The organism is Flavobacterium sp., assembly GCF_025352425.1.
Classification (GTDB): Bacteria; Bacteroidota; Bacteroidia; order Flavobacteriales; family Flavobacteriaceae; genus Flavobacterium.
This window is the reverse complement of the sequence record NZ_JANXTI010000026.1, coordinates 85,628-111,736: the sequence shown is the minus strand read 5'-3', so window position 1 is coordinate 111,736 and position 26,109 is coordinate 85,628. Positions and strand designations below refer to the sequence as shown.

The window sequence follows — 26,109 nt, the reverse complement described above, 5'->3', positions numbered from 1 at the left end:
ATTTAGCCTTATGATTTTAGGGTTACCTGTAGACCAAAGTAGTAATTCTTAAAAAACTACTTTATTTACAAGATTTAGGGGGAAAGCGATACTGTAAAAAGTATCGCTTTTTTGTTTTCAGTAAATTATTCTTCGCTCATTGCATCCCATCCTCGAGCTTTTAAAGGGATTTTGGTATTGGCTCTTGTAACCAAATGAACGCCTTCACTTTCCTGTGTCAAATGCCCAATTACAGTAAAATTGGGATTGGCTTTTATCTTTTCAAAATCCTCTAAAGCAATGGTAAAGAGTAATTCATAGTCTTCGCCGCCATTGATAGCAACGGTTGTGCCGTCAATATTAAATTCTTCACAAACATTTATAAACTGGGGATCAACAGGAATTTTTTCTTCGTATAAATTACAACCAACTTTTGATTGTTTGCAAATATGGATAATCTCCGATGACAAACCATCTGAAATATCAATCATCGATGTTGGTTTAACTTCTAATTTTTCTAAAAGTTCGCGAATATCAGTCCGTGCTTCCGGTTTCAACTGCCGCTCAATTAAATAAGTATACGCATCTAAGTCAGGTTGATTGTTTGGATTTACCTGAAATACTTGTTTTTCTCTTTCTAAAACCTGCAAGCCCATATAAGCGGAACCTAAATCCCCCGTAACGACCAATAAATCGCCATTATTTGCACCATTTCTGTAAACAATATCGTCTTCATTGGCTTCCCCTATTGCTGTTATGGAAATAATCAATCCTTTTTGTGATGATGTAGTATCGCCACCAATGACATCTATATTGTAGATTTTTGAAGCCATAGCAATGCCATCAAATAACTCTTCCAATGCTTCCAACGGAAAACGATTCGAAACCGCAACAGAAACCGTAATTTGTGTTGGTTTCGCATTCATCGCACAAATATCGGAAACATTTACAACTACCGCTTTGTAACCCAAATGACGTAAAGGCATATACGACAAGTCAAAATGAACGCCTTCAATCAACAAATCCGTCGAAACAACAACCTTTTTATCTTTAAAACCCAAAACTGCAGCATCATCACCGATACTTTTTAATGTCGATGGTTGTTTTACATCAAAATCCTTTGTCAAATGTTTAATTAAACCAAATTCTCCCAGTTGGGAAAGTGAAGTTCGTTGCGGACTTTTATCTTCTAACATAGTTGCTGAATTTTATGTTGCAAAGTTACTGCTTTAATACTAAACAAAAAACCCAACAACTTTCGCCATTGGGTTTTTCTATTATCTTTCTGTCCAATCTTAATCGTTCAATTTCAAAACAGCCATAAATGCTTCCTGCGGAATTTCAACATTTCCTACTAAACGCATTCTCTTTTTTCCTTTTTTCTGTTTTTCCAATAATTTACGCTTACGCGAAATATCACCACCATAACATTTGGCAGTAACATCTTTTCGCAACGCTTTTATAGTTTCACGTGCAATGATTTTCGCTCCAATCGCAGCCTGAATTGGAATATCAAATTGCTGTCTCGGAATCAATTCGCGCAACTTCTCACACATTTTTTTGCCAATATTATAAGCATTACTTTCATGAATTAAAGCTGAAAGAGCATCAACGGATTGGGCATTTAATAAAACATCCAATTTCACTAACTTAGATGCTCGCATGCCAATTGGAGAATAGTCAAACGACGCGTATCCTTTAGAGACGGTTTTTAATCTATCATAAAAATCGAATACAATTTCGGCCAACGGCATATCAAAATTCAATTCTACTCTTTCGGTCGTCAAATAAGTTTGATTCGTAATAACACCGCGTTTTTCAATACACAAACTCATTACATTTCCAACATAATCGGCTTTAGTAATGATAGTGGCTTTGATAAATGGCTCTTCAACCCTGTCTAATCTTGAAGGTTCCGGTAGATCGGATGGATTGTTAACGATGAAGCCAACTTCCGGTTCTTTTTTGGTGTAAGCCAAGTAGGAAACGTTGGGAACAGTCGTAATTACCGTCATATCGTATTCACGTTCCAATCGTTCCTGAATAATTTCCAAATGCAGCATTCCCAAGAATCCACAACGGAAACCAAAACCTAATGCGGCCGAACTTTCCGGCGTAAAGACCAAAGAAGCATCATTCAATTGCAATTTTTCCATCGAAGCACGCAAATCTTCATAATCTTCTGTGTCAACAGGATAAATTCCGGCGAAAACCATTGGTTTTACATCTTCAAATCCCGTAATCATATTCGTTGTTGGCGTTTTTGCATCCGTCAAGGTATCACCAACTTTTACTTCTTTTGCTTCCTTAATTCCCGAGATCAAATACCCAACATCACCAGTAGAAATCACATCTTTTGGTACTTGATTTAATTTTAAAGTTCCAACTTCATCAGCAAAATATTCATTGCCCGTAGCCATGAATTTGATTTTCTGGCCTTTTCTTATTTCTCCGTTTTTCACACGAAAAATAACTTCGATTCCGCGAAACGGATTATAATGAGAATCAAAAATCAAGGCTTGCAATGGCTCATCTTTTACGCCCTTTGGAGCAGGAATTTTTTCGATTATCGCTGCCAGAATATTTTCCACACCTAAACCGGTTTTCCCAGAAGCATGAATAATATCTTCTAGTTTACACCCTAATAAATCAATGATATCGTCGCTAACCTCTTCCGGATTGGCGCTTGGTAAATCAACTTTATTCAAAACTGGAATAATTTCCAAATCATTTTCCAAAGCCAAATATAAATTAGAAATCGTTTGAGCCTGAATACTTTGAGCGGCATCCACAATTAGCAAAGCACCTTCGCAAGCGGCAATTGAACGGGAAACTTCATAAGAAAAATCCACGTGTCCCGGTGTATCAATAAGGTTCAGGATATAATTTTCACCTTTGTAGTTATACTCCATTTGAATTGCATGGCTTTTTATGGTAATACCACGTTCGCGTTCCAAGTCCATGTTGTCCAGCAACTGTGCCTTTTCTTCACGAGCCGTAACAGTTTGTGTTGCTCCAAGAAGTCTATCCGCAAGCGTACTTTTTCCGTGGTCAATATGTGCAATTATGCAAAAATTTCTAATGTGCTTCATCTTCGGTATCTGTTCAATTTTAGGGCTAATGCTCTGCATTTAATCGGCAAAGATAGTTCAAAGTTAGTCATTGTCAAAGGTATGGTGTGAAATGAAAATAAATAAAAATGATATATCCGTATTCTTATTCAAGAGTTTTGTAAAATACAAGTTTTAAAAATGCAAATATTCACTCAACGTTAAAACAACTTGGATTTATCCAGGTTATGAGGTTGCTCAAGTGGAACCAGCAAAAATTAGTGCTGTAATTAGCATCTTTGAAACTGAAAATCCTTCGCACCTTTTAGTTGTAATAGCATTTGATAAATCAATAGGGATTGTGAAAGACTACAGAGGACAAGGAGACAGAATTAAAGGTGCTTATGAAAAATTAGCCAAGAGTCTGACTTTACAAATGAAACGCTTTTTATAAATATTTTTTAAAAACTACTATTTATCATCCTTTTTAGGTTTGATCTTAGCTTTAATTTTTGGGTTTTTGGAAATCTTAGCCGTTGCTTTTTTAGCGGGTTTTGTAGTAGGTTCTACAATAACTTCTGCATCGGGTTTTGCCGTATCCGGAAGAACAACAACATCTCTTTCCTTTTCAAATTGCTCAACATAAACTGCATAATCCGCTGGTTCAATTCGGGCACCCATATATTCAGCATAAACTCTTGTGAATTCTGCGCCAAAATACAATATCGCTGCAGTATAATACACCCAAACCAAAATAACAATCAATGATCCTGCGGCGCCATAAGCTAAACCAGTGCTGGTATAATTAATATAAATTCCAATTAAAAAGCGGCCAAGCATAAAGAGGCAAGCCGTAAAAAAAGCACCGGATCTAACATCTTTCCAGGCAATTTTCGCATCGGGTAAAAATTTAAATATTACACCAAAAAGTGTCATAATAACTACAAAACTGACTACAATGTTCGCAATCTGAAAGACAATAACCGTAACATCGAGAAAATAACCTTTGAGCCATTCACTTATAGCTAACAAAGCTCCGTTAACCATAAGCGAAACAATTAGTAAAAATCCGAGACCAACAATTAAGGAAGAAGAAAGTAGTCTGTCTGTGAGAAGTTTTAACCAACCGCGCTTTGGTTTTGCTTTTACTTTCCAGATAATATTAATGGATTCCTGAATATCTACAAAAACGCTCGTTGCACCAATAATCAAGGTTATTCCACCAATGATGACAGCCATGGTTGTTTCTCCGGAAAGTTCCATATTTTTAATGATTTCCTGAATCTGCGCAGCTGCTTCGTTCCCGATAAGACCATTTATTTCTCCAAAAACCTGTCCCTGAATTGCTTCACGTCCAAAAAAAACTCCAGCTAATGAAATCATCAGTAATAAAAGAGGTGCCAACGAGAAAACCGTGTAATAGGATAGAGAAGCGCTTAATTTCAGTCCGCGATTATCAAGAAAGCTATTAAATGTATCTTTTAAAATTCGGAAACCGGCATGTAAAGTGATTTCTGTTTTCATACTTTAAGGGTATATCGAACAAAATTACTTATTAAAATTTAAAGGAAATTATACTTTTCCTTTATTTTATTATAGGATTGAGGGTAATCCAAGCCGAGTTTAATTTAATATAAAAAGTGTAATTTTGGCAAAAATTACAACTATGCCAAAAATTGGCAACATCATATTACCGGACTTCCCTTTACTTCTTGCTCCAATGGAAGACGTGAGCGATCCGCCATTTCGTAGGTTGTGCAAATTGCATGGTGCCGATTTGATGTACTCGGAATTTATCTCTTCCGAAGGTTTGATTCGCGATGCCATAAAAAGCCGCATGAAGTTGGATATTTTCGATTATGAACGGCCAGTCGGTATTCAGATTTTCGGTGGTGATGAAGAAGCGATGGAAATGTCTGCCAAAATTGTAGATGCCGTTCGCCCTGATTTGGTAGATATTAATTTTGGTTGTCCGGTAAAAAAAGTTGTTTGTAAAGGTGCCGGTGCAGGCGTTTTGAAGGATGTTGATTTGATGGTTCGTTTGACTAAAGCAGTAATTAAAGGAACAAATCTTCCGGTTACTGTTAAAACACGTTTGGGTTGGGACGAAAGTTCGATTAATATTGATGAAGTTGCCGAACGTTTACAGGATATTGGAGTGCAAGCCCTGACAGTTCATGCCCGAACTCGCGCCCAAATGTATAAAGGAAGTGCTGATTGGACACATATTGCCCGGGTGAAAAACAATCCCAGAATTACAATGCCGATTTTTGGAAATGGCGATATCGATTCTCCTGAAAAAGCATTGGAATATAAAAACAAATTCGGTTTGGATGGAATGATGATTGGCCGCGCTGCGATTGGTTATCCATGGATTTTTAACGAAATCAAACATTACTTCAAAACCGGAGAACATTTAGCACCACCAACAATGGCTGACCGAATTGAAGCGGCACGAAATCATTTAACCTGGTCAATGGACTGGAAAGGTGAACGCGTCGGAATCGTAGAAATGCGCCGTCATTACACCAATTATTTCAAAGGGATTTCGAATTTTAAGGAACACCGATTGAAATTGGTTACGCTTGAATCAGCTGAAAGTTTGTTCAAAGCTTTAGATGAAATTGAAGAAGTATATGCAAATTATCAGTTTGTTTAATCCAACAGTTTTTTTGTCACACGGCTGCTTGCAATTAAGCTCGAAATAAAACCTAGTGCCACAATAGTTCCGAAAACAATCAATACATTCTGAACGGTGAAAACAACCGGATAGGCCAGTGATTCAGTAATCATTACCAATTTAAAATGCTGTTGTATCAGCACTATGATTACTCCAAGAATCAATCCAATTATGCCGCCAATAATTGTTAGCAAACTGCCTTGAAGCAGGAATATTTTCTTCAAATCCTGGACTTCAGAACCTAAATTAAAAAGTGTTTTCAGGTTATTTTTCTTGTCTAAAATCATCATAATTAAGGCGCCGATTAAATTGAATAGTGCAATAATAATGACTAATGTAAAAATAAGATACACGGCAATATTCTCGGTATTCAGCATCTTATATAATGTAGCGTTGAGTTGCGCTTTGTTTTTTATCTCAACTTTATTTTGGAAAATGGTATTAAGTTTTTCTATTATTTCAGCTTCATTGGCGTTAGGTTTCGTTTTAATTTCAATAGCCGAGACCTCATTATGTTTGTATTCCAATAAATCCTGTGCCAAAGTCAAATCCGCAAAAACGTATTTCGAATCCAAATCTTCGCTAATGGCATAAATCCCAACAGGAATTAATACCGATTTATTAAATGCTTCCGCCTCACTTTCAATTACAGCTTTGCCTTTTCGTGGCACATAAACCTCAAAATCATTATTGAAATCAAAAAGCCCGAGAGATAATTTTTGTGTGATTCCGTAACCAACAACAACTTCGGCAGTATTGTAACGAAGCCATTTACCGTTAAAAAGATTTTTGGAAACGTCATTAATCTTTATATAGTTTGCATCGACGCCTTTTAAATAAGTTACCTGCTCTTTTCCGTCAAAAAAGAAAAGCACACGTTCTTCCACAATTTTGCTATAAGATGCGACGCCTTTAATATCGTTTATTTGATTTTGCTGGTCTGGAGAAATGAAGAAAGTTTTTCCCTGAAGCGGATTGACTTTTAAATCGGGATCGATTGTGTTGGAAAACGACAAACTGAAATCGCGCAAACCGCTAAAAACCGAAAGAACAACAAACAAAGCAAGCGTCCCGACAATAATTCCCACGGATGCAATAGCTGTAATAATATTGATAGCATTGTTTTTACTTTTGCTAAAAAGATATCGTTTGGCTATGTAAAGCGGAAAGTTCACTTAGAATTTCTTGCGTTTTTCTAAAAGGTCTCGGTTTTCAATAGGATTTTCTTTTCCGGACAAGGCATTATCAATCTTTTCAATATAATCCAACGAGTCGTCAATATAAAAAGAAAGATTTGGCACTTTTCGCAATTGTAATTTCACACGTTGTGATAAATCATGCTTAATTAAAGGAGAATTGGTTTTTATTGCGGCCATTAATTCGGCGGCTTTTTCCTGTGGGAAAACGCTCAAAAACACTTTAGCAATAGATAAATCAGTAGTCACGATTACTTTGGATACAGAAATCACCAGATTTGAAATTCCATTTTTACGAACTTCGCCCTGTAAAATATCCACTAAATCTTTCTGAAGAACACTACCTATTTTTTTCTGTCTATTGGTTTCCATGCGGCAAAAGTACGATTTTAAATTTTTATTTAAAGTGAGAAGCGAAAGTTTTGGTTTCATCAGTTATCCATTTTCCTGCTTTGCGTTACAATATCTTTGTCAATAAAAATTTGACAAAGATGATTTTCACTACAATCAGGGCTAAAGGAAAAACCGTAGCAACTTTGCGAACTTTGCGAAAACTTTGCGAACTTTGCGACCAAACAACAAACCATGCGTAAAATTGAGCACATCGGAATAGCGGTCAACAATTTGGAAACTTCCAATCTACTTTTCGAAAAATTATTCGGCAAACCGCCATATAAGCAGGAAGAAGTCGAAAGCGAAGGTGTAAAAACTTCTTTTTTCATGAATGGCCCCAATAAAATAGAGTTGCTGGAAGCCACAAATTCCGATAGTCCAATTGCCAAATTCTTAGAAAAAAAAGGAGAAGGTATTCATCACATTGCCTTTGATGTAGAAAACATACTTGAAGAAATAGCCAGGTTAAAGGAAGAAGGATTTATTGTTTTAAACGAAATACCCAAAAAAGGTGCCGATAATAAGCTAGTTGCTTTTTTACATCCAAAAGGAACAAACGGCGTCCTGATTGAACTTTGTCAAGAAATCCGATAAAAATAGTTGCAACGAAAAAAAATTAGTGGTAATATTGCAACCTCAAATAAAGCCTTGGCTTTATTCACTGAACACCAAGAATCAATATGGAATCAGTGAAGTATTAACCGGTCCTATAGCTCAGTTGGTTAGAGCACCTGACTCATAATCAGGTGGTCCTTGGTTCGAGCCCAAGTGGGACCACATTACAAAGACTTCGTTATGGGGTCTTTTTTTATAACGAAACCAACATGGTAAAAATATCGTTTATAAACAGAACATATTCTGTCTTTTGAAAAGAAGCTTGTTTTCTCTAATGAATCAATACGAATGAAGTTTAAATTTTGATTAACTTTGTCGATTAAACATTTAATTTATTTTGGCACACAGAATTTTTTTATACTTTTACGCACTATGAAAATTGTCCCGAATAGAATTAGTATTATTCTGGTGGTGTTTTTGTTGCAAGCAACAGCTGCTTTTGCAAACACAGAACCACCGCCACCCTCATCGCCGCCGCCGCCGCCAGGACTGCCTTTGGATGGAGGAATATTTCTTTTAGTAGTACTCTCGGTGTGTTATGGAATTTACAAATTGCACAAAATAAAAAATATAAAAAAAGCTTCAAACTAATTTGAAGCTTTTTTTATTTCCACCTATTTCTATTGTTTATTGCTTCAAAGAATATAATCGGGCAACGTATTTTCCCACAACATCGAACTCAAGATTAACCTTTATGCCAATTTTAAAATTTTTAAAATTGGTATGCTCAAAAGTGTAAGGGATGATAGCCACACTAAACTCTCTTTCCTTAGAATTTACGACCGTGAGGCTCACTCCGTTTACCGTTACAGAACCTTTTTCGATAGTTATGTTATTTAAATTACAATCATATTCAAATGTGAAATACCAACTACCATTGGCTTCTTCTATAGATTTGCAAATCCCTGTCTGGTCAACATGACCCTGAACAATATGCCCATCAAGTCGGTTTCCTAATTTCATGCCGCGTTCTAAATTTACTGAATCACCAATTTTCCAATCGGATAAATTTGTTTTTTCTATAGTTTCTCTTATAGCAGTTACCGTATAGTCATCATTGCTTGTTGCTATTACGGTAAGGCAAACTCCATTATGAGCAACACTTTGATCTATTTTTAACTCTTCTGCTACAACAGAGGAAACAGTTATGTTTAAATTATCGTTGACTTTTTTTAAATCTTTTATTATTCCAAGGGTTTCGATTATTCCTGTAAACATTATGGTTTTATTTACTAAATTTGCACTTCAAAATTAGCAATAAATAACTTGTAGTTCTCATGAAAAAAGCAGAAAATATAATTGTTGGAATTTCAATAGGAGATTTAAACGGTATTGGAAGCGAAGTTGTTCTTAAGACTTTTGACGACTCGAGAATGTTAGAACTTTGCACACCCGTAATTTTTGCAAATGTGAAAGTAATGTCTTTTATTAAAAAAGCATTGGAATTAGAGATTCCACTCCACGGAATTGACCAAATTGACCAGATAGTTATCGGAAAAGTGAATGTCCTCAATATTTGGCGAGAAGGCGTTGATTTGAATTTTGGAGCAAATGATCCCGCTATCGGAGAATATGCTATAAAATCTTTTGTAGCGGCTACCAAAGCTTTAAAAGAAAATCAAATTGATGTTTTGGTTACGGCACCAATTAATAAATATAACATCCAGTCGGAAGAATTTAAATTTCCGGGACACACCGATTATTTAGACAAAGAGTTAGAAGGAAATGCTTTAATGCTCATGGTTCAGGATAATTTAAGAGTGGGATTATTAACTGATCACATTCCCGTAAATGATGTGGTGAAACATCTGACAGAAAAATTGATAGTTCAGAAAATTGAGACCATTAAACAATCATTGATACAGGACTTCGGAATCAATAAGCCAAAAATTGCAGTTTTAGCATTAAATCCACATGCCGGAGATAACGGTGTAATTGGTAAAGAAGACGATGAAATAGTGAAACCGGTTATAAAAAAGCTGTTTGAAAAAGGAACGCTTGTTTTTGGACCATTTGCCGCCGATGGTTTTTTTGGCAGCGGTCAATATGAGAAATACGATGCTGTTGTTGCAACTTATCACGACCAGGGACTGATTCCATTTAAAACGTTATCGTTTGGAGGCGGTGTAAATTATACAGCCGGGTTAAATAAAATCAGAACTTCTCCCGATCATGGAACGGCGTATGAAATTGCAGGAAAAGGAGTTGCCGATTTTAATTCGTTTAAGGAAGCTGTTTACATGGCCATAGATATTTATAATTCGAGAAATCAATACCACGAAATAAGCCAAAATCCCATGAAAACAAAGGAAAAGCAGTTATAAACAAAAAAATGTTTATAACGCTTTTGGAATTGCAATAATTTTATATCTTTGCACTCCCGATTTAGGGTTCAAATTGTTGTTTAGATGAAAAGTACGAATGAATATTTAATTCCTTTCATAGGGTTAAAGATAGGAAAGCATCACTTTGAATATAATATTGAGAAAAAGTTCTTTGACGAATTTAGTTTTGATGAATTTGAAAGCTGTGCGGTAAAGGTAAATGTTGTTTTAGAAAAAAAAGCGACAATGCTGGAAATCAGCTTTGCACACAAAGGAACTGTTAACGTTCCGTGTGATTTAACAGGAGAACAATTTGATTTACCGATTAAAGGAAAAATTAAATTAGTAGTTCAGTTTGGTGAAGAATTCAACAATGACAATGATGAATTGTTAATTCTGCCTCATGGCGAACATCAAATAGATTTGGCACAATATATTTATGAAATGATTGTACTTTCTATTCCTTTAAAAAGGGTTCATCCCGGAGTTAAAGATGGAACTTTGCAGTCAGAGGCGTTGAAAAAATTAAATGAATTGCAAGTCAAAGACGCAGAAGAAGTAATAAAAAAAGAAGAAGAAATTGACCCACGGTGGGACAAATTAAAACAACTATTAACGGATAAATAATATAGTAAAATGGCACATCCTAAGAGAAAAATCTCCAAAACGAGAAGAGACAAAAGAAGAACTCATTATAAAGCAACTGTTGCTCAAATCGCAACTTGTCCAGTAACTGGAGAAGCACATTTATACCACAGAGCTTACTGGCATGAAGGTAAAATGTATTATAGAGGGCAAGTAGTTATTGACAAATCAGTAGCTGTAGCCTAAGTAAAGTTTTTACAAAACTAACTCTCACTTTGTGGGAGTTTTTTGTTTTTAAGAAATTTATTAAATATCCCATCCTAAAATAACTAGGTATACTATTTTTTTGTAATTTCAACAACTTTTCATCTTTAAAAAATGGAAGTCAAACATTCAATTTATGAATAAAATAACAGCCGCAATAACAGCAGTTGGAGCATATATTCCAGAATTTGTTCTCTCAAATCAAGTACTGGAATCAATGGTAGAAACTAATGATGAATGGATTACTACCCGAACAGGAATTAAGGAAAGAAGACTTTTAAAAGAAAAAGGAAAAGGAACTTCCTTTATGGCAATAAAAGCAGCGCAAGATTTAATTTCTAAGTCTAAAATTAATCCCAAAGAAATAGATTTAGTTATAATGGCAACAACTACGCCGGATATGCCAGTAGCGGCAACCGGAGTGTATGTTGCAACACAAATAGGCGCAGTTAATGCTTTTGCTTACGATTTACAAGCAGCCTGTTCCAGTTTTTTATACGGAATGTCAAACGCTGCAGCCTATATTGAGTCGGGCAGGTACAAAAAAATACTTTTAATTGGTGCCGATAAAATGTCTTCAATTATTGACTATACCGACAGAGCAACTTGTATTATCTTTGGAGATGGTGCCGGTGCAGTTTTGTTCGAACCCAATTTTGAAGGCCTTGGTTTGCAGGACGAGTTATTGAAAAGCGATGGAATTGGTAGAGAATACCTGAAAATTGATGCAGGAGGTTCTATTCTTCCGCCATCAAAAGAAACTGTTGAAAATAGACAACATTTTGTTTTTCAGGATGGGAAAACGGTTTTTAAATATGCTGTGTCAGGAATGGCTGATGTGAGTGAGAAGATTATGGAACGTAACAATTTAACCAATGATGATGTGGATTGGTTAATTGCCCATCAGGCGAACAAAAGAATTATTGACGCTACTGCCAGTAGAATGGGACTTGACGAAGAAAAAGTATTGGTAAACATTCACCGCTATGGAAACACAACTTCAGCAACATTACCTTTATTGCTGAGTGATTTTGAAAATAAATTAAAAAAAGGAGATAATTTAATTTTTGCAGCATTTGGAGGTGGATTCACTTGGGGATCTATCTATTTAAAATGGGCATATAACAAACAATAAACTAACTAAAATTAACTAATCATGGATTTAAAAGAAATTCAAAACCTAATCAAATTTGTATCCAATTCTGGAGTTGCTGAAGTAAAGTTAGAAACAGGTGATATAAAAATTACAATCAGAACTACCCTCGAAGGAAATACACCTGATATTACTTATGTACAACAGGCACCAATGCAACATGCCATGCCGGCTGCACCAGCTACTACAGCTCATGTGGTGCCGTCCGCGCCAGTAGTACCATCGGAGGAGAGTTCAAAATATATTACTATAAAGTCGCCAATGATTGGAACATTCTACCGCAAACCTTCACCAGACAAGCCTGTCTTTATTGAAGTGGGAAGTTCAATTGGAAAAGGTGATGTGCTATGTGTTGTAGAAGCTATGAAATTATTCAACGAAATTGAGTCAGAAGTTTCAGGGAAAATTGTTAAAATTCTTGTTGACGATATGTCACCGGTTGAATTTGATCAGCCATTATTCTTAGTTGACCCGTCTTAATCTATTATAAATTATAAATTATAAATTATAAATGATGGTTCTACTGTCAGTTATAATAATTTAAAATAACCACAAGATGTTTAAAAAAATACTAATTGCCAATAGAGGAGAAATTGCACTTCGTGTAATCAGAACCTGTAAGGAGATGGGGATTAAAACCGTAGCAGTTTACTCTACTGCCGATGCGGAAAGCCTGCACGTAAAATTTGCAGACGAAGCCGTTTGCATTGGACCTCCGCCAAGTAATTTATCCTATTTAAAAATGTCCAATATTATTGCGGCTGCAGAAATTACCAATGCAGATGCAATCCATCCCGGGTATGGTTTCCTTTCGGAAAATTCTAAATTTTCTAAAATTTGCCAGGAACACGGTATAAAATTTATTGGTGCTTCGCCTGAGATGATAGACAGAATGGGAGACAAAGCTTCTGCCAAAGCTACTATGAAAGAGGCTGGAGTTCCTTGTGTTCCGGGTTCCGAAGGACTGTTGGAATCTTTCGAACAAGCCAAAAAACTTTCTAAGGAAATGGGCTATCCCGTAATGTTGAAAGCAACTGCCGGTGGTGGTGGAAAAGGAATGCGCGCCGTTTGGAAGGAAGATGAGCTTTTAAAAGCTTGGGAAGGTGCACGTCAGGAATCGGCTGCGGCTTTTGGAAATGATGCAATGTATTTGGAGAAATTGATTGAAGAGCCAAGACATATCGAAATTCAGGTGGTTGGTGATTCTTATGGGAAAGCCTGCCATTTATCGGAAAGAGATTGCTCAGTACAACGTCGTCATCAAAAATTAACAGAAGAAACCCCTTCGCCATTTATGACGGATGAATTACGCCACAAGATGGGAGAAGCGGCTGTAAAAGCAGCTGAATTTATCAAATATGAAGGTGCCGGAACGGTTGAATTCCTTGTAGATAAGCATCGAAATTTCTACTTTATGGAAATGAATACGCGTATCCAGGTGGAACATCCGATTACAGAACAGGTTATTGACTATGATTTAATTCGCGAACAAATATTGGTTGCTGCCGGTGTGCCAATTTCCGGTAAAAATTATTTACCACAATTGCATTCGATTGAATGCCGTATTAATGCAGAAGACCCATACAATGACTTCAGACCTTCTCCGGGAAAAATAACAACACTTCATGCTCCGGGTGGACATGGAATCCGCCTGGACACTCACGTTTATGCGGGCTATACTATACCGCCAAACTATGATTCAATGATTGCTAAGTTGATTACGACGGCGCAAACCAGAGAAGAAGCTATCAATAAAATGAAACGTGCTTTGGACGAGTTTGTTATTGAAGGAATAAAAACAACCATTCCTTTTCACAGGCAATTAATGGACGAGCCCGATTATGTGGCTGGAAATTACACAACCAAGTTTATGGAGAGCTTCAAAATGAAAGATTTAGAATAAATAAAAAAACCCAACTTATACAGTTGGGTTTTTTGTTTTTAATATTTTAATAGCTTTTACAAAGTTTCTTTCAGCCATTTGTAGAATTCACGTTGCCAAACCATACCATTTTGTGGTTTCAAAACCCAGTGGTTTTCTTCGGGAAAATAGAGTAATCGACTTTTGATTCCGCGAAGCTGTGCTGCCTGAAATGCTTCCTGTGCCTGCCCGGTTGTGATACGATAATCTTTTCCACCTTGTATCATAAGGATTGGCGTATTCCATTTGTCAACAAAGTTTATCGGATTGAACTGGTTGTAGGCTTTTTGGGCAATTGCATTATTTTTATCCCAATAAGGACCTCCATTTTCCCAGTTGTTGAAGAAAACTTCTTCGGTTGTTCCGTACATACTTTGCATATTGAATACTCCGTCATGAGCGATAAAGGTCTTGAAACGATTGTTGTGGATTCCGGCTAAATAATAAACAGAATAACCACCATAACTAGCGCCAATGCAACCTAATCTCGTTTTATCAACATAACTTTCTTTCGACACATCGTCAATTGCCGAAAGGTAATCGTCCATAACCTGACCGCCCCAGTCTTTTGATATTTGTTCATTCCATGCCTGGCCGTGTCCATACATTCCTCTTCTATTTGGCGCTACGATAACATAACCCTGCGAAGCCATTAAGGAAAAATTCCAACGGAAAGAATAGAATTGGGTTAGTGGAGATTGTGGTCCGCCCTGGCAATACAGCAGCGTTGGGTATTTTTTATTTTTATCAAAATTGGGAGGAAAAATAACCCAAACCAACATTTTTTTACCATCGGTAGTAGTTACATATCTTCTTTCATATTTTGGCAAAGTCAATTTAGAATAGGTTTCGCTGTTGATTTTGGTAAGCTGCGTAAATGCTTTTTTCTTAAGGTTAAAAGAATAGATTTCGGCAGCATGGTTCATGTCTTCTCTTGAAACGATTACATTATCGCCAACTAAATCTACGATAGCATGTATGTCAAAATCTCCCGAAGTAACTTGTTTTACGGTCGCAGCGATTTTAGTCAAACCCGGAAAGTTTACTTCGAACAACTGTAATGTTCCATCAATTGCGGCGGTAAAATAGATCTTTTTACTATCGGCACTCCATTTAAAACCTTCAACAGAACCGTCCCAATTGCCAGTTAAATTCATATCGATTCCATTGAATCTAACAATAATATCATTTTTATCCGCTTCATAACCGTCGCGTTTCATTTGCAGCCAAGTCAAATCGCCTTTTGGAGAAAAAACCGGATTAGTATCGTAACCGGGATTACTTTCCGTTAGATTTTTGGTGGTTTTTGTTTCAATATTGTACTCATACAAATCAGTATTGGTAGAAATAGCATAAGCGGTTCCGAATTTCTTTTTGGAAACATAGATAATATTTTTACTATCCGGCGACCAAATGTAATCTTCGTCTCCGCCAAAAGGTTTTTGTGGCGAATCATAAGGTTCACCATTCATGATATCAAACGGGTTTACTTTGTCTCCTTTATTGAGCGCAAAAAAAACATGATTGTGTGAACCGGTATTCCAGGTATCCCAATGACGGTAATCTAATCCATCATAAATTTGGGCTTCCGATTTGTCTAATTCGGGATAGAAATCCGTTCCTAAAACCTTTTCGGTCTTAACTTCCTGGGTTGACAAGATATATTTGCCGTCTGGCGAAACATTTTTATCTGCAAGTAAATCTTTTGTATCACTTTCCTGAACTTCCAAAGGATTGCCTCCGTTAACGGGAATTGTGTAGAATTTAGAATTGGACTTGTTTTCAGCAACATCTGGTGTTGACACTTTATAAACAATTGATTTCTTATCTTTAGAAATTCCAAGAGCACTTATCCTGCTTAATTTCCAAAGTCCTTCGGGAGTTAAAACCTGTTGTGCCGATGCTGTTATACTCATTGTGATAACGATTAGAAAAAGTATTCTGTTCATTTTTATTGGGGATTTTTTGAGAGGCTAAAAGTAGCAAATTAATTAATAAAAAAAGCCACACTTTTCAGTATGGCTTTGTATTTTTTATAAGTATTTATTCTTTGATAAAACGTTTTGTTAAAGTTGTGGTTCCATTAGAAACTTCAATTAAGAAAGTTCCTGTTTTTAATGAACCCACATAGATACTTTCGTTTTCAATTTTGCCACTTCCTAATTCTTGTCCCATCATATTAAAAATTCTATAGGTTGATGGTAATTCAAGGTTTGCAATGTTTAAGATATCACCTTTTACAGGATTTGGATACAAGTTGAATGAAATACGTGCAGAAGCTGTTTCATCAATTCTTCCTGAAGCAATAATATTTACAGTATAATCTTCAACTTGTCCATATGTAAATGAACCACAGGCTGCGGGTATAGCATTGTATTTAAGTGTAACCCTCATTCTCGTTGAACCTAATGTTGCTGTTGGCGGAATGGTAAAAGTTCCTGAAACCGGAGTTGTTGTTGAAGTTGCTTTAGTCCAAACAGTTTCTCCCGCATCTGCGAAATCACCATCTTGATTATAGTCAATCCACACACCATATCCTTCAGTCCACACGGTACTTGTCCAGAAGGGAGTTATTGCTATAGTGTATGTAGTTCCTCTTGTCGCATTAGTTGATATGGCTGTAAAGTTTTCATAACCCGCAGTACCTGTTGATGGATTATTAATGGTTCCGAAAACGACTTTACCAATTCTTTCATCAGTAGTTATGTTTCCTTGTGCCGCACAATATGTAAGGGTTACTGAAGATGTAGTTACGCTTACAGTATTACTTGTTGGAGATAGATTTCCGGCAGCATCTTTTGCAACTACGTAGAAAGTATAAGTAGTGGCAGCAGTTAAACCTGTTATCCCATAACTTGTAGATGCTGTTGATGCTTTGAACACACCGTTTTGGTATACATCATATCCAGTAACGGCAATGTTATCAGTAGCGCCTGACCAGGATAAATTAGTAGATGAAGATGTGGTTACCGACGCAGCTAGTGTTGGTGCTGTTGGGGCAGTTGTATCCGGAGTTGGAGTAGTAACGTTTACTGTATTGCTTGCAACGGATATATTTCCGGCTGCATCTTTAGCCTGAATATAGAAGGCATAGGTAGTAGAAGCTGTTAAACCAGTAACGGCAAAAGTTGTTGCCGAAGTGGAAGCTAAGAACACTCCATCTTTGTACACATCATATCCGATTACTGCAACGTTGTCAGTAGCACCAGACCAAGACAAATTAGTATTTGTAAAAGTTGTTCCCGATGCAGACAATGTAGGAGCTGTTGGAGCTGTAGTATCCGGAGCCGGCGCTAAAGTGGTTACACTAACAGCATTACTAGCAACAGAAATATTTCCAGCGGCGTCTTTTGCTTTTACTGTAAATATGTAGGTTGTGGAATTTGTTAAGCCAGTTACTGCATACGATGTTGATACAGTTGAACCTAATAAAACACCATCTTTATATACATCATAGCCGGTTACAGCTACGTTGTCAGTAGCTCCAGACCAAGATAAATTTGTTGTAGTATATGTAGTTCCGGAAGCTGATAACGTTGGTGCTGTTGGCGCAACAGTATCTGTGGAACCTGCCGTAATAGTAAAATTAGTATTGGAAACATCAAAGAAAACATGATTCGTTCCTTTTACCATAATTCTGTTGGTTGTTCCCGCTGTGTTAGGAATGGTAACTGCTTCTGAACCGTCATTTGGAGTTGCCGCCAACAAAGTTGACCAGGAAGTTCCGCCATTAGTAGATAATAAAATATCAACATTGGCACAATTTACGCCATTTGCAGTCGTTCCTGCTACAGCCCACGTTATCGTTTGAGAACTTCCACCTACATACGAAACAGCCGTATTAGGAGAACTTACAGTAAATGGTCCAGCGGTAGCGTTTACTGTAACAACCATGTCGTCACTGTTATTTGCCGGTCCGCCCGCTCTGTTATCACGAACTGTAACTCTAAAGTTTAAGGTTCTTGCTACAGAAGGCAAAGCTTCAACAGTAAGTTCAGTTCCCGCTGTTGTTGTTGCTCCGGTTAAAACAGAAGCCATTCTTGGGAAATATCTTGTTGGAGAAGTAGTAGAGATATAAGATCTGAAATCAACTCCTGTTGTTTTAGTAGCACTAGGCGCTGCTGAAGTAGTCTGATTGTCCATTTCCTCCCAATTATAAGTAAGCGCATCGCCATTGGCATCAGTAGCCGTGGCAGTTAACATAAACGGGGTGCTTTTTGGAATGGTATAATCCAATCCGGCACTTGCTGTTGGAACTGAATTTCCTGTGGCAATGTTAACAGAGCAAGTTTTTGCTTTAATATTATTAGTAACCTGTTGAATACTGATAGCATGGAAAAGGGCATCCGAGTGAGGTTGAACATCAAGAGCAGTGATACCGGCATATCCCATAATTGTCGAACCGGAACCTGGTTCCATTTGAACGCCAGTTCCTTCATTACTATGGGTAAAAGTATGATTAGCTCCCATTTGATGTCCAATTTCATGGGCTACATAATCGATGTCAAAATTATCACCTGATGGAATCCCGTCTGCAGGTGACGTGATACCACTTCCTTTAGAACCGTTCACACAAATACACCCAATACAACCAGCATTTCCACCACCACCAGTAGCACCAAATAAGTGACCGATGTCGTAGTTAGCTTCACCGATAACAGATGTTAGTGTTGATTGCAATTGAGAATTCCATTGTGACATGCTTGAAGAAGCAGAATATGGGTCTGTTGATGCATTAGTATAAATAACTAAGTCTGTATTAGCAATAATAATCAAACGAGCACCAAAATCTTTTTCAAAAACACCATTACATCTGGTAATAGAGTTGTTGATGGCTGCTAGAGCTAAAGCTTTTGTGCCACCAAAATAAGCAGTGTATTCTCCTGTACAAGACATAGCCAAACGAAATGTTCTCATCACAGCGTCATCGGCGTTTGGTCTTAACGTGCTTGCGGCAATTTGAGGTGCTACTTCGTCAATAACAGTGCATTCAAAACGGGTAAGTGATTGTGCTTTGTCGGCTTTTCTATACACTGTATAGGTTTCTAAATCAGCTGAAATTGGTTCAATAAAAACGGCAGATTTATCAGGAGAAAGCACCATAGATTTAAATCCTAGGGGAGAAACGCTGAAGTAAGCTGTCGCAGTTGGATTGTCAATTCCTATTCCTATGTATGATTTAATTTCAGGATATCTTGCGGCTAATGCCGGATCCATATTAGAATTTTCATAAACACTGAATCGTTCTAAAACACCATCTGCATTCGGGATAGACAATACCGTATTAGATTGTTTGACATTTGCCTTTCTGTCTGGCGCATTGTTCAAGTTCGATTTCAAACTTATTAGGTTTAAGCTGAAAAGTTTGTTGTCAGGCAGTCGCATTCTTGAATCGAGTGCAACCATATTGTTTTTCTTAGTGGTAACATTCCAAATGTTTCTGTTTTGGGAAAAAGTCACACACGTAATTGCTAATAATGTAACAATGAGTAATTTAAATTTCATAATTCGATAGGTTTTAATTAAAATAGCGTCCCAAAAGTAAAGTTAATTTTATGAAATTTACTCGAAATTTAATAAAAATATTAACAAATCGATAAACTACATCAGGAGTCGTTGAAGTATAATTATAAATCAAGTATTATTCTTATGATAATGATAATATTTTAAAAAAAGTTTCTGCATTTATTTGAAAAAAGTATTTTTAATGAAAAATAATAAATGAATCTTAGTTATTGGGAACTTAAAAATTGGTTTACGTCTGTTGATTTCACTATTGTCGGCAGCGGAATTGTCGGTCTGCATTGCGCGTTGGCACTGCGCAAAAAATTCCCCAGTTGCAAAATATTGATTCTGGAAAAAGGGATTCTACCTCAAGGTGCAAGTACAAAAAATGCTGGTTTTGCCTGCTTTGGGAGTCTTTCGGAAATTATAGATGATTTGAAATCACACAGTGAAGACGAAGTTGTTAAGCTTATATCGAAAAGATGGAACGGATTGCAATTATTGCGTAAAAATTTAGGCGATAAAACTATCGATTTCAAACCCTATGGTGGTTATGAATTGTTCTTAAAAGAAGATGAAAATACATATGCCGAATGTCTGCAAAAATTACCTTTTATTAATGACTTGCTGAAACCGCTTTTCAGGAATGAGGTTTTTGCCAAAGAAGCGGATCGTTTTGCTTTTAAAGGCATACAGGAATATGTAATTTTTAATCCATTTGAAGCCCAAATTGATACAGGAAAAATGATGAATGCTTTGTTGAAAAAGGCAATTGAAAACAATATTCTAATTCTGAACAACGTTGAAGTAAGTTCGTATCAAGAAAGAAACAACCTAGTGGAAGTAGCTTTGGGAGATTTTAGTTTTGACACCAAAAAATTATTGTTTGCCACCAATGGTTTTGCCGGATCATTGACTAACAATAAGGTAAAACCGGCAAGAGCGCAGGTTTTAATTACGGAACCAATTCCAAACTTAAATGTTAAAGGGACTTTCCATTTAGATAAAGGATATTATTACTTTCGAAATATTGATGATAGGATCTTGCTGGGCGGAGGAAGAAATTTAGCTTTTGAAACAGAAACTACTACAGAATTAGGAGAAACAGAATTAATTCAAATTCGTTTGGAGGCGTTATTAAAAGAAGTAATTTTACCAAACACTGATTATAAAATTGCGCATCGCTGGAGCGGAATCATGGGATTGGGATCGACCAAAAAACCTATAGTCGAACAACTTTCGGAACATGTGTATTGTGGCGTAAGATTGGGCGGCATGGGAGTTGCCATAGGGAGTTTAATAGGTCAGGAATTAGCAGATTTAGTTAAATAAAATATGATTAGAAAAATTTTTCGCTGGATATGGAAAGCCATGCTTTGGTTTTTTGGTCTGTCTATTTTATCGGTCATTCTCTTTAAATGGGTTCCTATTCCTTTTACACCCTTAATGATTACTAGAATCATCGAATTTAAATTAGATGGTGATGTTGCGATTTACAGTCACAAATGGGTTCCGTTAGAAAAAATTTCGCCAAATCTCCAAAAGGCGGTAATCGCGAGTGAGGACGGAAATTTTTTAATACACAGCGGGTTTGACTTTAAGGCGATGCAAAAAGCTTATAAAAATAATAATAAGGGAAGGAAACTTAAAGGCGGCAGCACCATTTCACAACAAACCGCCAAAAATGTTTTTCTATGGCAGGGCAGAAGTTATCTACGAAAAGGATTGGAAGCTTACTTTACAATGCTAATTGAATTAATCTGGGGAAAAGAACGTATCATGGAAGTTTACCTTAATAGTATCGAAATGGGTAACGGTGTTTATGGCGCACAGGAAGCGGCAAGACATTGGTATAGCAAAACAGCAATAAATCTAACACCTAAAGAAGCTGCCGGAATTGCGGCAATCTTACCTAATCCCAGAAAATTTAAGGCGTCGAATTCGTCTTCCTATATTACTAAACGTAAGGAAAAAATCTTGAGAGTGATGCGTTATATTGGAAAAATCAACTATTAAAAAATGCCGGCCTGATAATTCTGGACGGCGTTTTCGATTTTATATTGAACTACGTTTTAGTAGAATAGAGGTTTATATTGTGGCCAATGTTTGAACATTAAAACGGCATTGAAAACCACGATTAAAAGGGCGATTGACAGTCCCGGAATATCCAAAAACAAATGAAATAACAAAATGTTAATCGATATTGGCGCTAACAATATTAATGCAAATGCCACCCACTTTTTTAATAAAAGCATTGCGCCAATAATAACTTCTAAAAAGCCTACAACAGGAAAGATATAACCCGTCGCGCCCAGTGAATTCATAAATTGTCCGGCTGCGGTATTAGTGTCTGGTTGATCCATCGGGATAAAATGGGATATCATATTCGCGCCAAAAATGACAAGTGCCAATCCAAGAGCTATTCTAACGATTTTGGTAAAAAGTGAATTCATACTAAAGGAGGTTTTTAATTAGTAAGGTAAAAATAACGCAAAACTTTAATGGAAACAGATGCCTTATTTCTTAAGAATTAACATATTTATGAACAATAAAATACTTAATTCTAAATGGCGAAATTAATCCCCAAAATTACATTCCGTCCAATGTTTGGAATTCCATCCGACTTTAGTCTTGATAAATGCGAAACATACCTTTTATCAAGCACATTATTCACATTTAAATTGAAGTTAAAAGTAGCTTTGTTTATGTTGATTTTACCGCCTAAACCTAAATTTATCAAAGTATACCCGCTAGTTTTAGTTTCAAATTCGCCGTTGTTGTTTTGTGCAAAAGTGCTTTCAATGTTAAGCGTTGCAAAACCCTCTTTCCACCAATTTTTCAATTCAAATTCGCCTTTAAAATTGTTATTCCATTTATTGGCAGGAATCAAAGGTAAATTGCTTCCGTTGTCTTTTTTGCCAATAACCATTTCATAACTACTCGTAAAATGCAACCAGTCCAGCGGATGCGGATGAAAATGAATTCCTGTTTCACCACCATATAATTTGGCATTTGCCTGAACATAATCATAAACATTATTACCGTTAATAACACTTCCATTCGGAGAAATAAAAATATAGTTATTAATATGATTGTAAAAACCATTGGCAAAGATTTCAAAATGTGAACTTTTATATTCCAAATTCAAATCGGTTTGCAGATTCTGTTCATTTTTCAGATTGGCATTTCCAATTTCATAGCGATTGCTTCCCTCGTGAACGCCATTAGATGTTAGTTCGGCTAAATTCGGAGCACGGAAACCTGAGGCTATATTTAAACGAAGTGTAAAATCATCAGCTAAATTTGTTTTATAACCCAACGACGCATTGAAGCTGTCAAAACTTTTGTCAATGGCTGCAAAATAACTTTCCTGCCCTATAATTCCGTGGGTTTCACTATTTATTTTTCGGTTGTCAAAACGAAGCCCGGCTTGCAACACATTCTTTCCGAATTCATAATTAGCCGTACCAAAAACTCCAAAATCAGTTGTTGCCGCATCCGGAATCAACAATTCTTGTCCTGAATTTTTATTGGTTTGATGCATGCCCTGAATTCCGATAATCGTTTCCACTTTGCCAAACTTTGGCAGATAATACTTCAAATCATAGTTCAATGTTCGTAATTTCATATGTAAAGAAGCTACATTACTGTCTGCAAATTCACTTCGGTCATTGAAAATATAACCCAAATCAGCATCGAGTTTAGAGTTCTTAAAATAGAAATTATTGTGCAAACTCAAGATATGATTGTAAACCGCTTGTTTAGGAAAAACAGTGGAATGGCTGGTAGATTGTTCGCTTATTCCGTTTTCAGGAATTCCCAAATCCAGTTTATTAAAATTGTATCGGAGTACACTTGATAAGCTCGAATTGCTGTAACCAATTCCGGCTTTTAAATCGGCTTCGTTGTAGCGCGTATTAGTTACTCTGTCACCATCAGCAATTTGATAATCGGCATGCGTATTGAAACTTCCGCGGGCTAAATATTTCCAGTTTTCAGTCGATGTTTTTACTCCTAAAGAAGTATTGCTTCCTAAAGTATTCGAAAACACACGCTGACTAAAATCGGCCTTAAATTCTTTTGGATTGGCAAATTTTTCAGGATTGAAATATAAAACGCCACCCAGCGCATCAGACCCATAAAGCAATGATGCCGGACCTTTGATAACTTCCACACTTTCAACACCTGCATCGTTTAAACCCAAACCATGTTCTTCACCAAATTGCTGATTTTCTAACCGAACACCTTGCGAATACACCAAAACCCGATTACCACTCAAGCCACGAATAACTGGCTTTCCGATTGAAGTTCCGGTTGAAACTTGTGAAACTCCGGGAATTGTTGCTAATCCTTCAACTAGTGTTGCAGTTCCTTTTTGTTGTAACGATTTTACACTTTCATGTTCCACTTTCATTACGTTTTGCGATTGTAATTTGTTGAATGCAGTAGAGACAATCACTTCATCCATGTGAATGATATTGTCTTCCAAAGTTATATTTTGGGTTATTTCACTCCCGGCAATGGCGATAGAAAGCGTTTGAGTGCCATACCCAACAGAAGAAAAAATAATTTTATAAGTGCCGTTTGGTAAATTGTTTAAAACATACTTTCCGTCAGTATCAGAAATGGTTTCCTTATGGATTTCGGGAATAGAAACGATAACATTGGGTAATGCTTTATTGTCTTTGTCGGAAACAGTTCCAACGATTTTGTTTTGCGCATTTGCGACTAATGAAAACCCTATCAACAGGGTAATATATATTGATTTCATAAAATAGTTTTATTGATAAAGGAATAATTGACCGAAGTTGTTTCGGTTCAGAAAAACTGGTTTAAACAATAAAACACGGGGGCGCACGCAGTGCAAAGAGGCTTCCGCGGAAAAAATGAGTTATTTCTTTGGAATAATAAGGAGAATATTTGGTAGTAACTTCATTTTTTTTAGAAGTAAAAATTATTTTGGAAGGCGAAATAAAACTGCTGAACCCAAATTCACAAAGAAAACAGTGATCTGAATTTTCATGTGAATGATTGATTTCAGTTTTGTGATGATGATAGTTATGGTAGCAGTGTTTTTCTGAAAATTGTTTTTCCAAATGCCTGATAGCATCGAAAGATTGAATTAGTATTGCAAGCAATACAACCAATCCCATGATAGAATTTACTATGAGAAACCTTTTTTTCATCGACTGCAAATGTAAGGGATGACCAAAGAAAAATCATTTGATTTTAACAAATTTTATGATTTGCAAAATTAAACGGCCTTATGATTTGAATAGATTATACTAGTTTATTTGCAACCAAATATTCTGCAATCTGAATTGTGTTGGTAGCCGCACCTTTTCTTAAATTGTCCGACACAATCCACATGTTTAAAGAGTTTGGCTGACTTTCATCGCGGCGAATCCTACCTACGAAAACATCATCTTTTCCCTGAGCATACAATGGCATCGGATAAGTGTAAGTATCATTATTGTCCTGAACGGTAACGCCATCTGTATGATGCAAAATATTACGTACTTCATTCACATCAAAGTCATTTGAAAATTCTACATTCACGGCTTCACTATGACCGCCAACTACAGGAATTCTAATCGCAGTTGCTGTAACTGCAATTGATTTGTCGCCAATAATTTTTTGGGTTTCACGCACCAGTTTCATCTCTTCTTTCGTATATCCGTTATCTTCAAAACTGTCACATTGGGGAATAGCATTGCGGTGAATTTGGTATTTATAAGCCATATCACCCGAAACCCCGGCATATTCATTCTCCAATTGCTTTACAGCCTTTACTCCGGTTCCTGTTATTGATTGGTAAGTTGAAACAATCACACGCTTGATGTTGTATTTTTTATGCAACGGGGCCAAAACCATAACCATTTGAATGGTGGAACAGTTTGGATTAGCGATGATTTTGTCATCCTTTGTTAATTCTGAGGCATTGATTTCAGGAACTACCAATTTTTTAGTTGGATCCATTCTCCATGCTGAAGAGTTATCGATAACGGTTGTTCCCGCTTCGGCAAATTTTGGTGCCCAGGTTAAAGAGGTTTCTCCACCTGCCGAAAACAAAGCGATATCCGCTTTCATATCAACGGCGGTTTGAAGACCAACCACTTTATATTTCTTTCCTTTAAATTCAATTTCTTTTCCAACAGATTTTTCTGAAGCAACAGGAATTAATTCCGTTACTGGAAAATTTCTTTCGGCTAAAACTTTGAGCATTACTTCTCCAACCATTCCGGTTGCACCAACAACAGCAACTTTCATATTTTATTGATTATAAATTTTGAAGTACAAAAGTATGTAGAAAATTGAAGAAAGAAGAAAGAAGAAAGAAAAAAGACGGAAAACCGCAGAACGTTCTCGCCAGCCCCGATAGGAGCAAGCTACCGTGTAGCGCGGATAGCGGGAGGAATCGTCCTGAATAAAATAAATGCTGTG

At 36.6% G+C, this 26,109-nt stretch carries 23 protein-coding genes and 1 tRNA gene; 12 read left to right on the top strand and 12 right to left on the bottom strand.

Going from position 1 to position 26,109, the window contains the following annotated elements; genetic code table 11:
* Positions 1–125 precede the first annotated feature (125 nt).
* Both thiL and lepA read right to left on the bottom strand, forming a co-directional pair.
* Positions 126–1,175, bottom strand: a complete 1,050-nt coding sequence (gene thiL / locus Q0Q99_RS03425; protein WP_293891464.1) for a thiamine-phosphate kinase — start codon at positions 1,173–1,175, stop codon at positions 126–128.
* Positions 1,176–1,274: 99 nt separating this feature from the next.
* Positions 1,275–3,071, bottom strand: a complete 1,797-nt coding sequence (gene lepA, locus Q0Q99_RS03420) for a translation elongation factor 4 (RefSeq protein WP_293891462.1) — start codon at positions 3,069–3,071, stop codon at positions 1,275–1,277.
* 220 nt (positions 3,072–3,291) lie between these two features.
* On the opposite strand from lepA, the gene Q0Q99_RS03415 reads away from it, so the two are divergent.
* Positions 3,292–3,483 carry a hypothetical protein gene (locus Q0Q99_RS03415; protein ID WP_293891459.1) on the top strand — a complete coding sequence of 64 codons (192 nt, stop codon included), beginning with the start codon at positions 3,292–3,294 and terminating at the stop codon, positions 3,481–3,483.
* Between the two features lie 17 nt (positions 3,484–3,500).
* Here Q0Q99_RS03415 and Q0Q99_RS03410 read toward each other — a convergent pair whose 3' ends face one another.
* Positions 3,501–4,553, bottom strand: a complete 1,053-nt coding sequence (locus tag Q0Q99_RS03410) for a YihY/virulence factor BrkB family protein (RefSeq protein WP_293891455.1) — start codon at positions 4,551–4,553, stop codon at positions 3,501–3,503.
* A gap of 142 nt (positions 4,554–4,695) precedes the next feature.
* Between Q0Q99_RS03410 and dusB the strand changes: the two genes are divergently transcribed.
* The gene (dusB, locus tag Q0Q99_RS03405; RefSeq protein WP_293891533.1) at positions 4,696–5,688 is read left to right on the top strand and encodes a tRNA dihydrouridine synthase DusB; all 993 of its coding nucleotides are present in this window, start codon (positions 4,696–4,698) and stop codon (positions 5,686–5,688) included.
* On the opposite strand, the gene Q0Q99_RS03400 is transcribed toward dusB, so the two are convergent.
* Together Q0Q99_RS03400 and rbfA are read right to left on the bottom strand one after the other, a co-directional pair.
* Complete coding sequence (locus Q0Q99_RS03400; RefSeq protein ID WP_293891452.1) at positions 5,685–6,884, bottom strand: FtsX-like permease family protein; 1,200 nt, start codon at positions 6,882–6,884, stop codon at positions 5,685–5,687. The genes dusB and Q0Q99_RS03400 overlap by 4 nt on opposite strands.
* A complete protein-coding gene (rbfA, locus tag Q0Q99_RS03395) occupies positions 6,885–7,277 on the bottom strand; it encodes a 30S ribosome-binding factor RbfA (RefSeq protein ID WP_293891449.1) in 393 nt (130 codons plus the stop codon). It abuts the gene before it with no gap.
* A gap of 213 nt (positions 7,278–7,490) precedes the next feature.
* Between rbfA and mce the strand changes: the two genes are divergently transcribed.
* Both mce and Q0Q99_RS03385 read left to right on the top strand, forming a co-directional pair.
* On the top strand, positions 7,491–7,892 hold the full coding sequence (mce, locus tag Q0Q99_RS03390) for a methylmalonyl-CoA epimerase (protein WP_293891446.1): 402 nt from the start codon (positions 7,491–7,493) through the stop codon (positions 7,890–7,892).
* A 109-nt stretch (positions 7,893–8,001) separates the two neighbouring features.
* Positions 8,002–8,075: transfer RNA gene (locus Q0Q99_RS03385), tRNA-Ile, on the top strand.
* A gap of 465 nt (positions 8,076–8,540) precedes the next feature.
* Here the strand turns inward: Q0Q99_RS03385 and Q0Q99_RS03380 are convergent.
* Positions 8,541–9,131 (bottom strand): riboflavin synthase, encoded by a 591-nt coding sequence (locus Q0Q99_RS03380; RefSeq protein ID WP_293891443.1) that lies wholly within the window; start codon positions 9,129–9,131, stop codon positions 8,541–8,543.
* Between the two features lie 59 nt (positions 9,132–9,190).
* Between Q0Q99_RS03380 and pdxA the strand changes: the two genes are divergently transcribed.
* From pdxA to accC, 6 genes are all read left to right on the top strand, one after another.
* Positions 9,191–10,237, top strand: a complete 1,047-nt coding sequence (gene pdxA, locus Q0Q99_RS03375; protein ID WP_293891440.1) for a 4-hydroxythreonine-4-phosphate dehydrogenase PdxA — start codon at positions 9,191–9,193, stop codon at positions 10,235–10,237.
* Positions 10,238–10,321: 84 nt separating this feature from the next.
* Positions 10,322–10,864 carry a DUF177 domain-containing protein gene (locus tag Q0Q99_RS03370; protein ID WP_293891437.1) on the top strand — a complete coding sequence of 181 codons (543 nt, stop codon included), beginning with the start codon at positions 10,322–10,324 and terminating at the stop codon, positions 10,862–10,864.
* A 9-nt stretch (positions 10,865–10,873) separates the two neighbouring features.
* Positions 10,874–11,068 (top strand): 50S ribosomal protein L32, encoded by a 195-nt coding sequence (gene rpmF / locus Q0Q99_RS03365; protein ID WP_121312109.1) that lies wholly within the window; start codon positions 10,874–10,876, stop codon positions 11,066–11,068.
* Positions 11,069–11,222: 154 nt separating this feature from the next.
* Positions 11,223–12,221 (top strand): beta-ketoacyl-ACP synthase III, encoded by a 999-nt coding sequence (locus Q0Q99_RS03360; protein WP_293891431.1) that lies wholly within the window; start codon positions 11,223–11,225, stop codon positions 12,219–12,221.
* 21 nt (positions 12,222–12,242) lie between these two features.
* Complete coding sequence (gene accB / locus Q0Q99_RS03355; RefSeq protein WP_293891428.1) at positions 12,243–12,719, top strand: acetyl-CoA carboxylase biotin carboxyl carrier protein; 477 nt, start codon at positions 12,243–12,245, stop codon at positions 12,717–12,719.
* A gap of 76 nt (positions 12,720–12,795) precedes the next feature.
* On the top strand, positions 12,796–14,142 hold the full coding sequence (gene accC, locus Q0Q99_RS03350) for an acetyl-CoA carboxylase biotin carboxylase subunit (RefSeq protein ID WP_293891425.1): 1,347 nt from the start codon (positions 12,796–12,798) through the stop codon (positions 14,140–14,142).
* 56 nt (positions 14,143–14,198) lie between these two features.
* On the opposite strand, the gene Q0Q99_RS03345 is transcribed toward accC, so the two are convergent.
* A complete protein-coding gene (locus tag Q0Q99_RS03345) occupies positions 14,199–16,109 on the bottom strand; it encodes a S9 family peptidase (RefSeq protein ID WP_293891423.1) in 1,911 nt (636 codons plus the stop codon).
* A 94-nt stretch (positions 16,110–16,203) separates the two neighbouring features.
* Complete coding sequence (locus Q0Q99_RS03340) at positions 16,204–19,665, bottom strand: reprolysin-like metallopeptidase (protein ID WP_293891420.1); 3,462 nt, start codon at positions 19,663–19,665, stop codon at positions 16,204–16,206.
* 216 nt (positions 19,666–19,881) lie between these two features.
* Here Q0Q99_RS03340 and Q0Q99_RS03335 point away from each other — a divergent pair, with 216 nt between their 5' ends.
* Together Q0Q99_RS03335 and mtgA are read left to right on the top strand one after the other, a co-directional pair.
* Entirely contained in the window at positions 19,882–20,997 is a 1,116-nt protein-coding gene (locus Q0Q99_RS03335) for an FAD-binding oxidoreductase (protein ID WP_293891417.1), read from the top strand.
* Positions 20,998–21,000: 3 nt separating this feature from the next.
* Positions 21,001–21,681, top strand: coding sequence for a monofunctional biosynthetic peptidoglycan transglycosylase (gene mtgA / locus Q0Q99_RS03330; RefSeq protein WP_293891414.1), 681 nt, complete (start codon positions 21,001–21,003; stop codon positions 21,679–21,681).
* Between the two features lie 56 nt (positions 21,682–21,737).
* On the opposite strand, the gene Q0Q99_RS03325 is transcribed toward mtgA, so the two are convergent.
* From Q0Q99_RS03325 to Q0Q99_RS03310, 4 genes are all read right to left on the bottom strand, one after another.
* Positions 21,738–22,118, bottom strand: a complete 381-nt coding sequence (locus Q0Q99_RS03325; protein WP_293891411.1) for a DoxX protein — start codon at positions 22,116–22,118, stop codon at positions 21,738–21,740.
* A gap of 110 nt (positions 22,119–22,228) precedes the next feature.
* Positions 22,229–24,436: a TonB-dependent receptor gene (locus Q0Q99_RS03320; protein ID WP_293891408.1), complete on the bottom strand. Its 2,208-nt coding sequence runs from the start codon at positions 24,434–24,436 to the stop codon at positions 22,229–22,231.
* 61 nt (positions 24,437–24,497) lie between these two features.
* Positions 24,498–24,851, bottom strand: a complete 354-nt coding sequence (locus Q0Q99_RS03315; RefSeq protein WP_293891405.1) for a hypothetical protein — start codon at positions 24,849–24,851, stop codon at positions 24,498–24,500.
* Positions 24,852–24,945: 94 nt separating this feature from the next.
* A complete protein-coding gene (locus Q0Q99_RS03310; protein ID WP_293891402.1) occupies positions 24,946–25,935 on the bottom strand; it encodes an aspartate-semialdehyde dehydrogenase in 990 nt (329 codons plus the stop codon).
* Between the last annotated feature and the right edge of the window lie 174 nt (positions 25,936–26,109).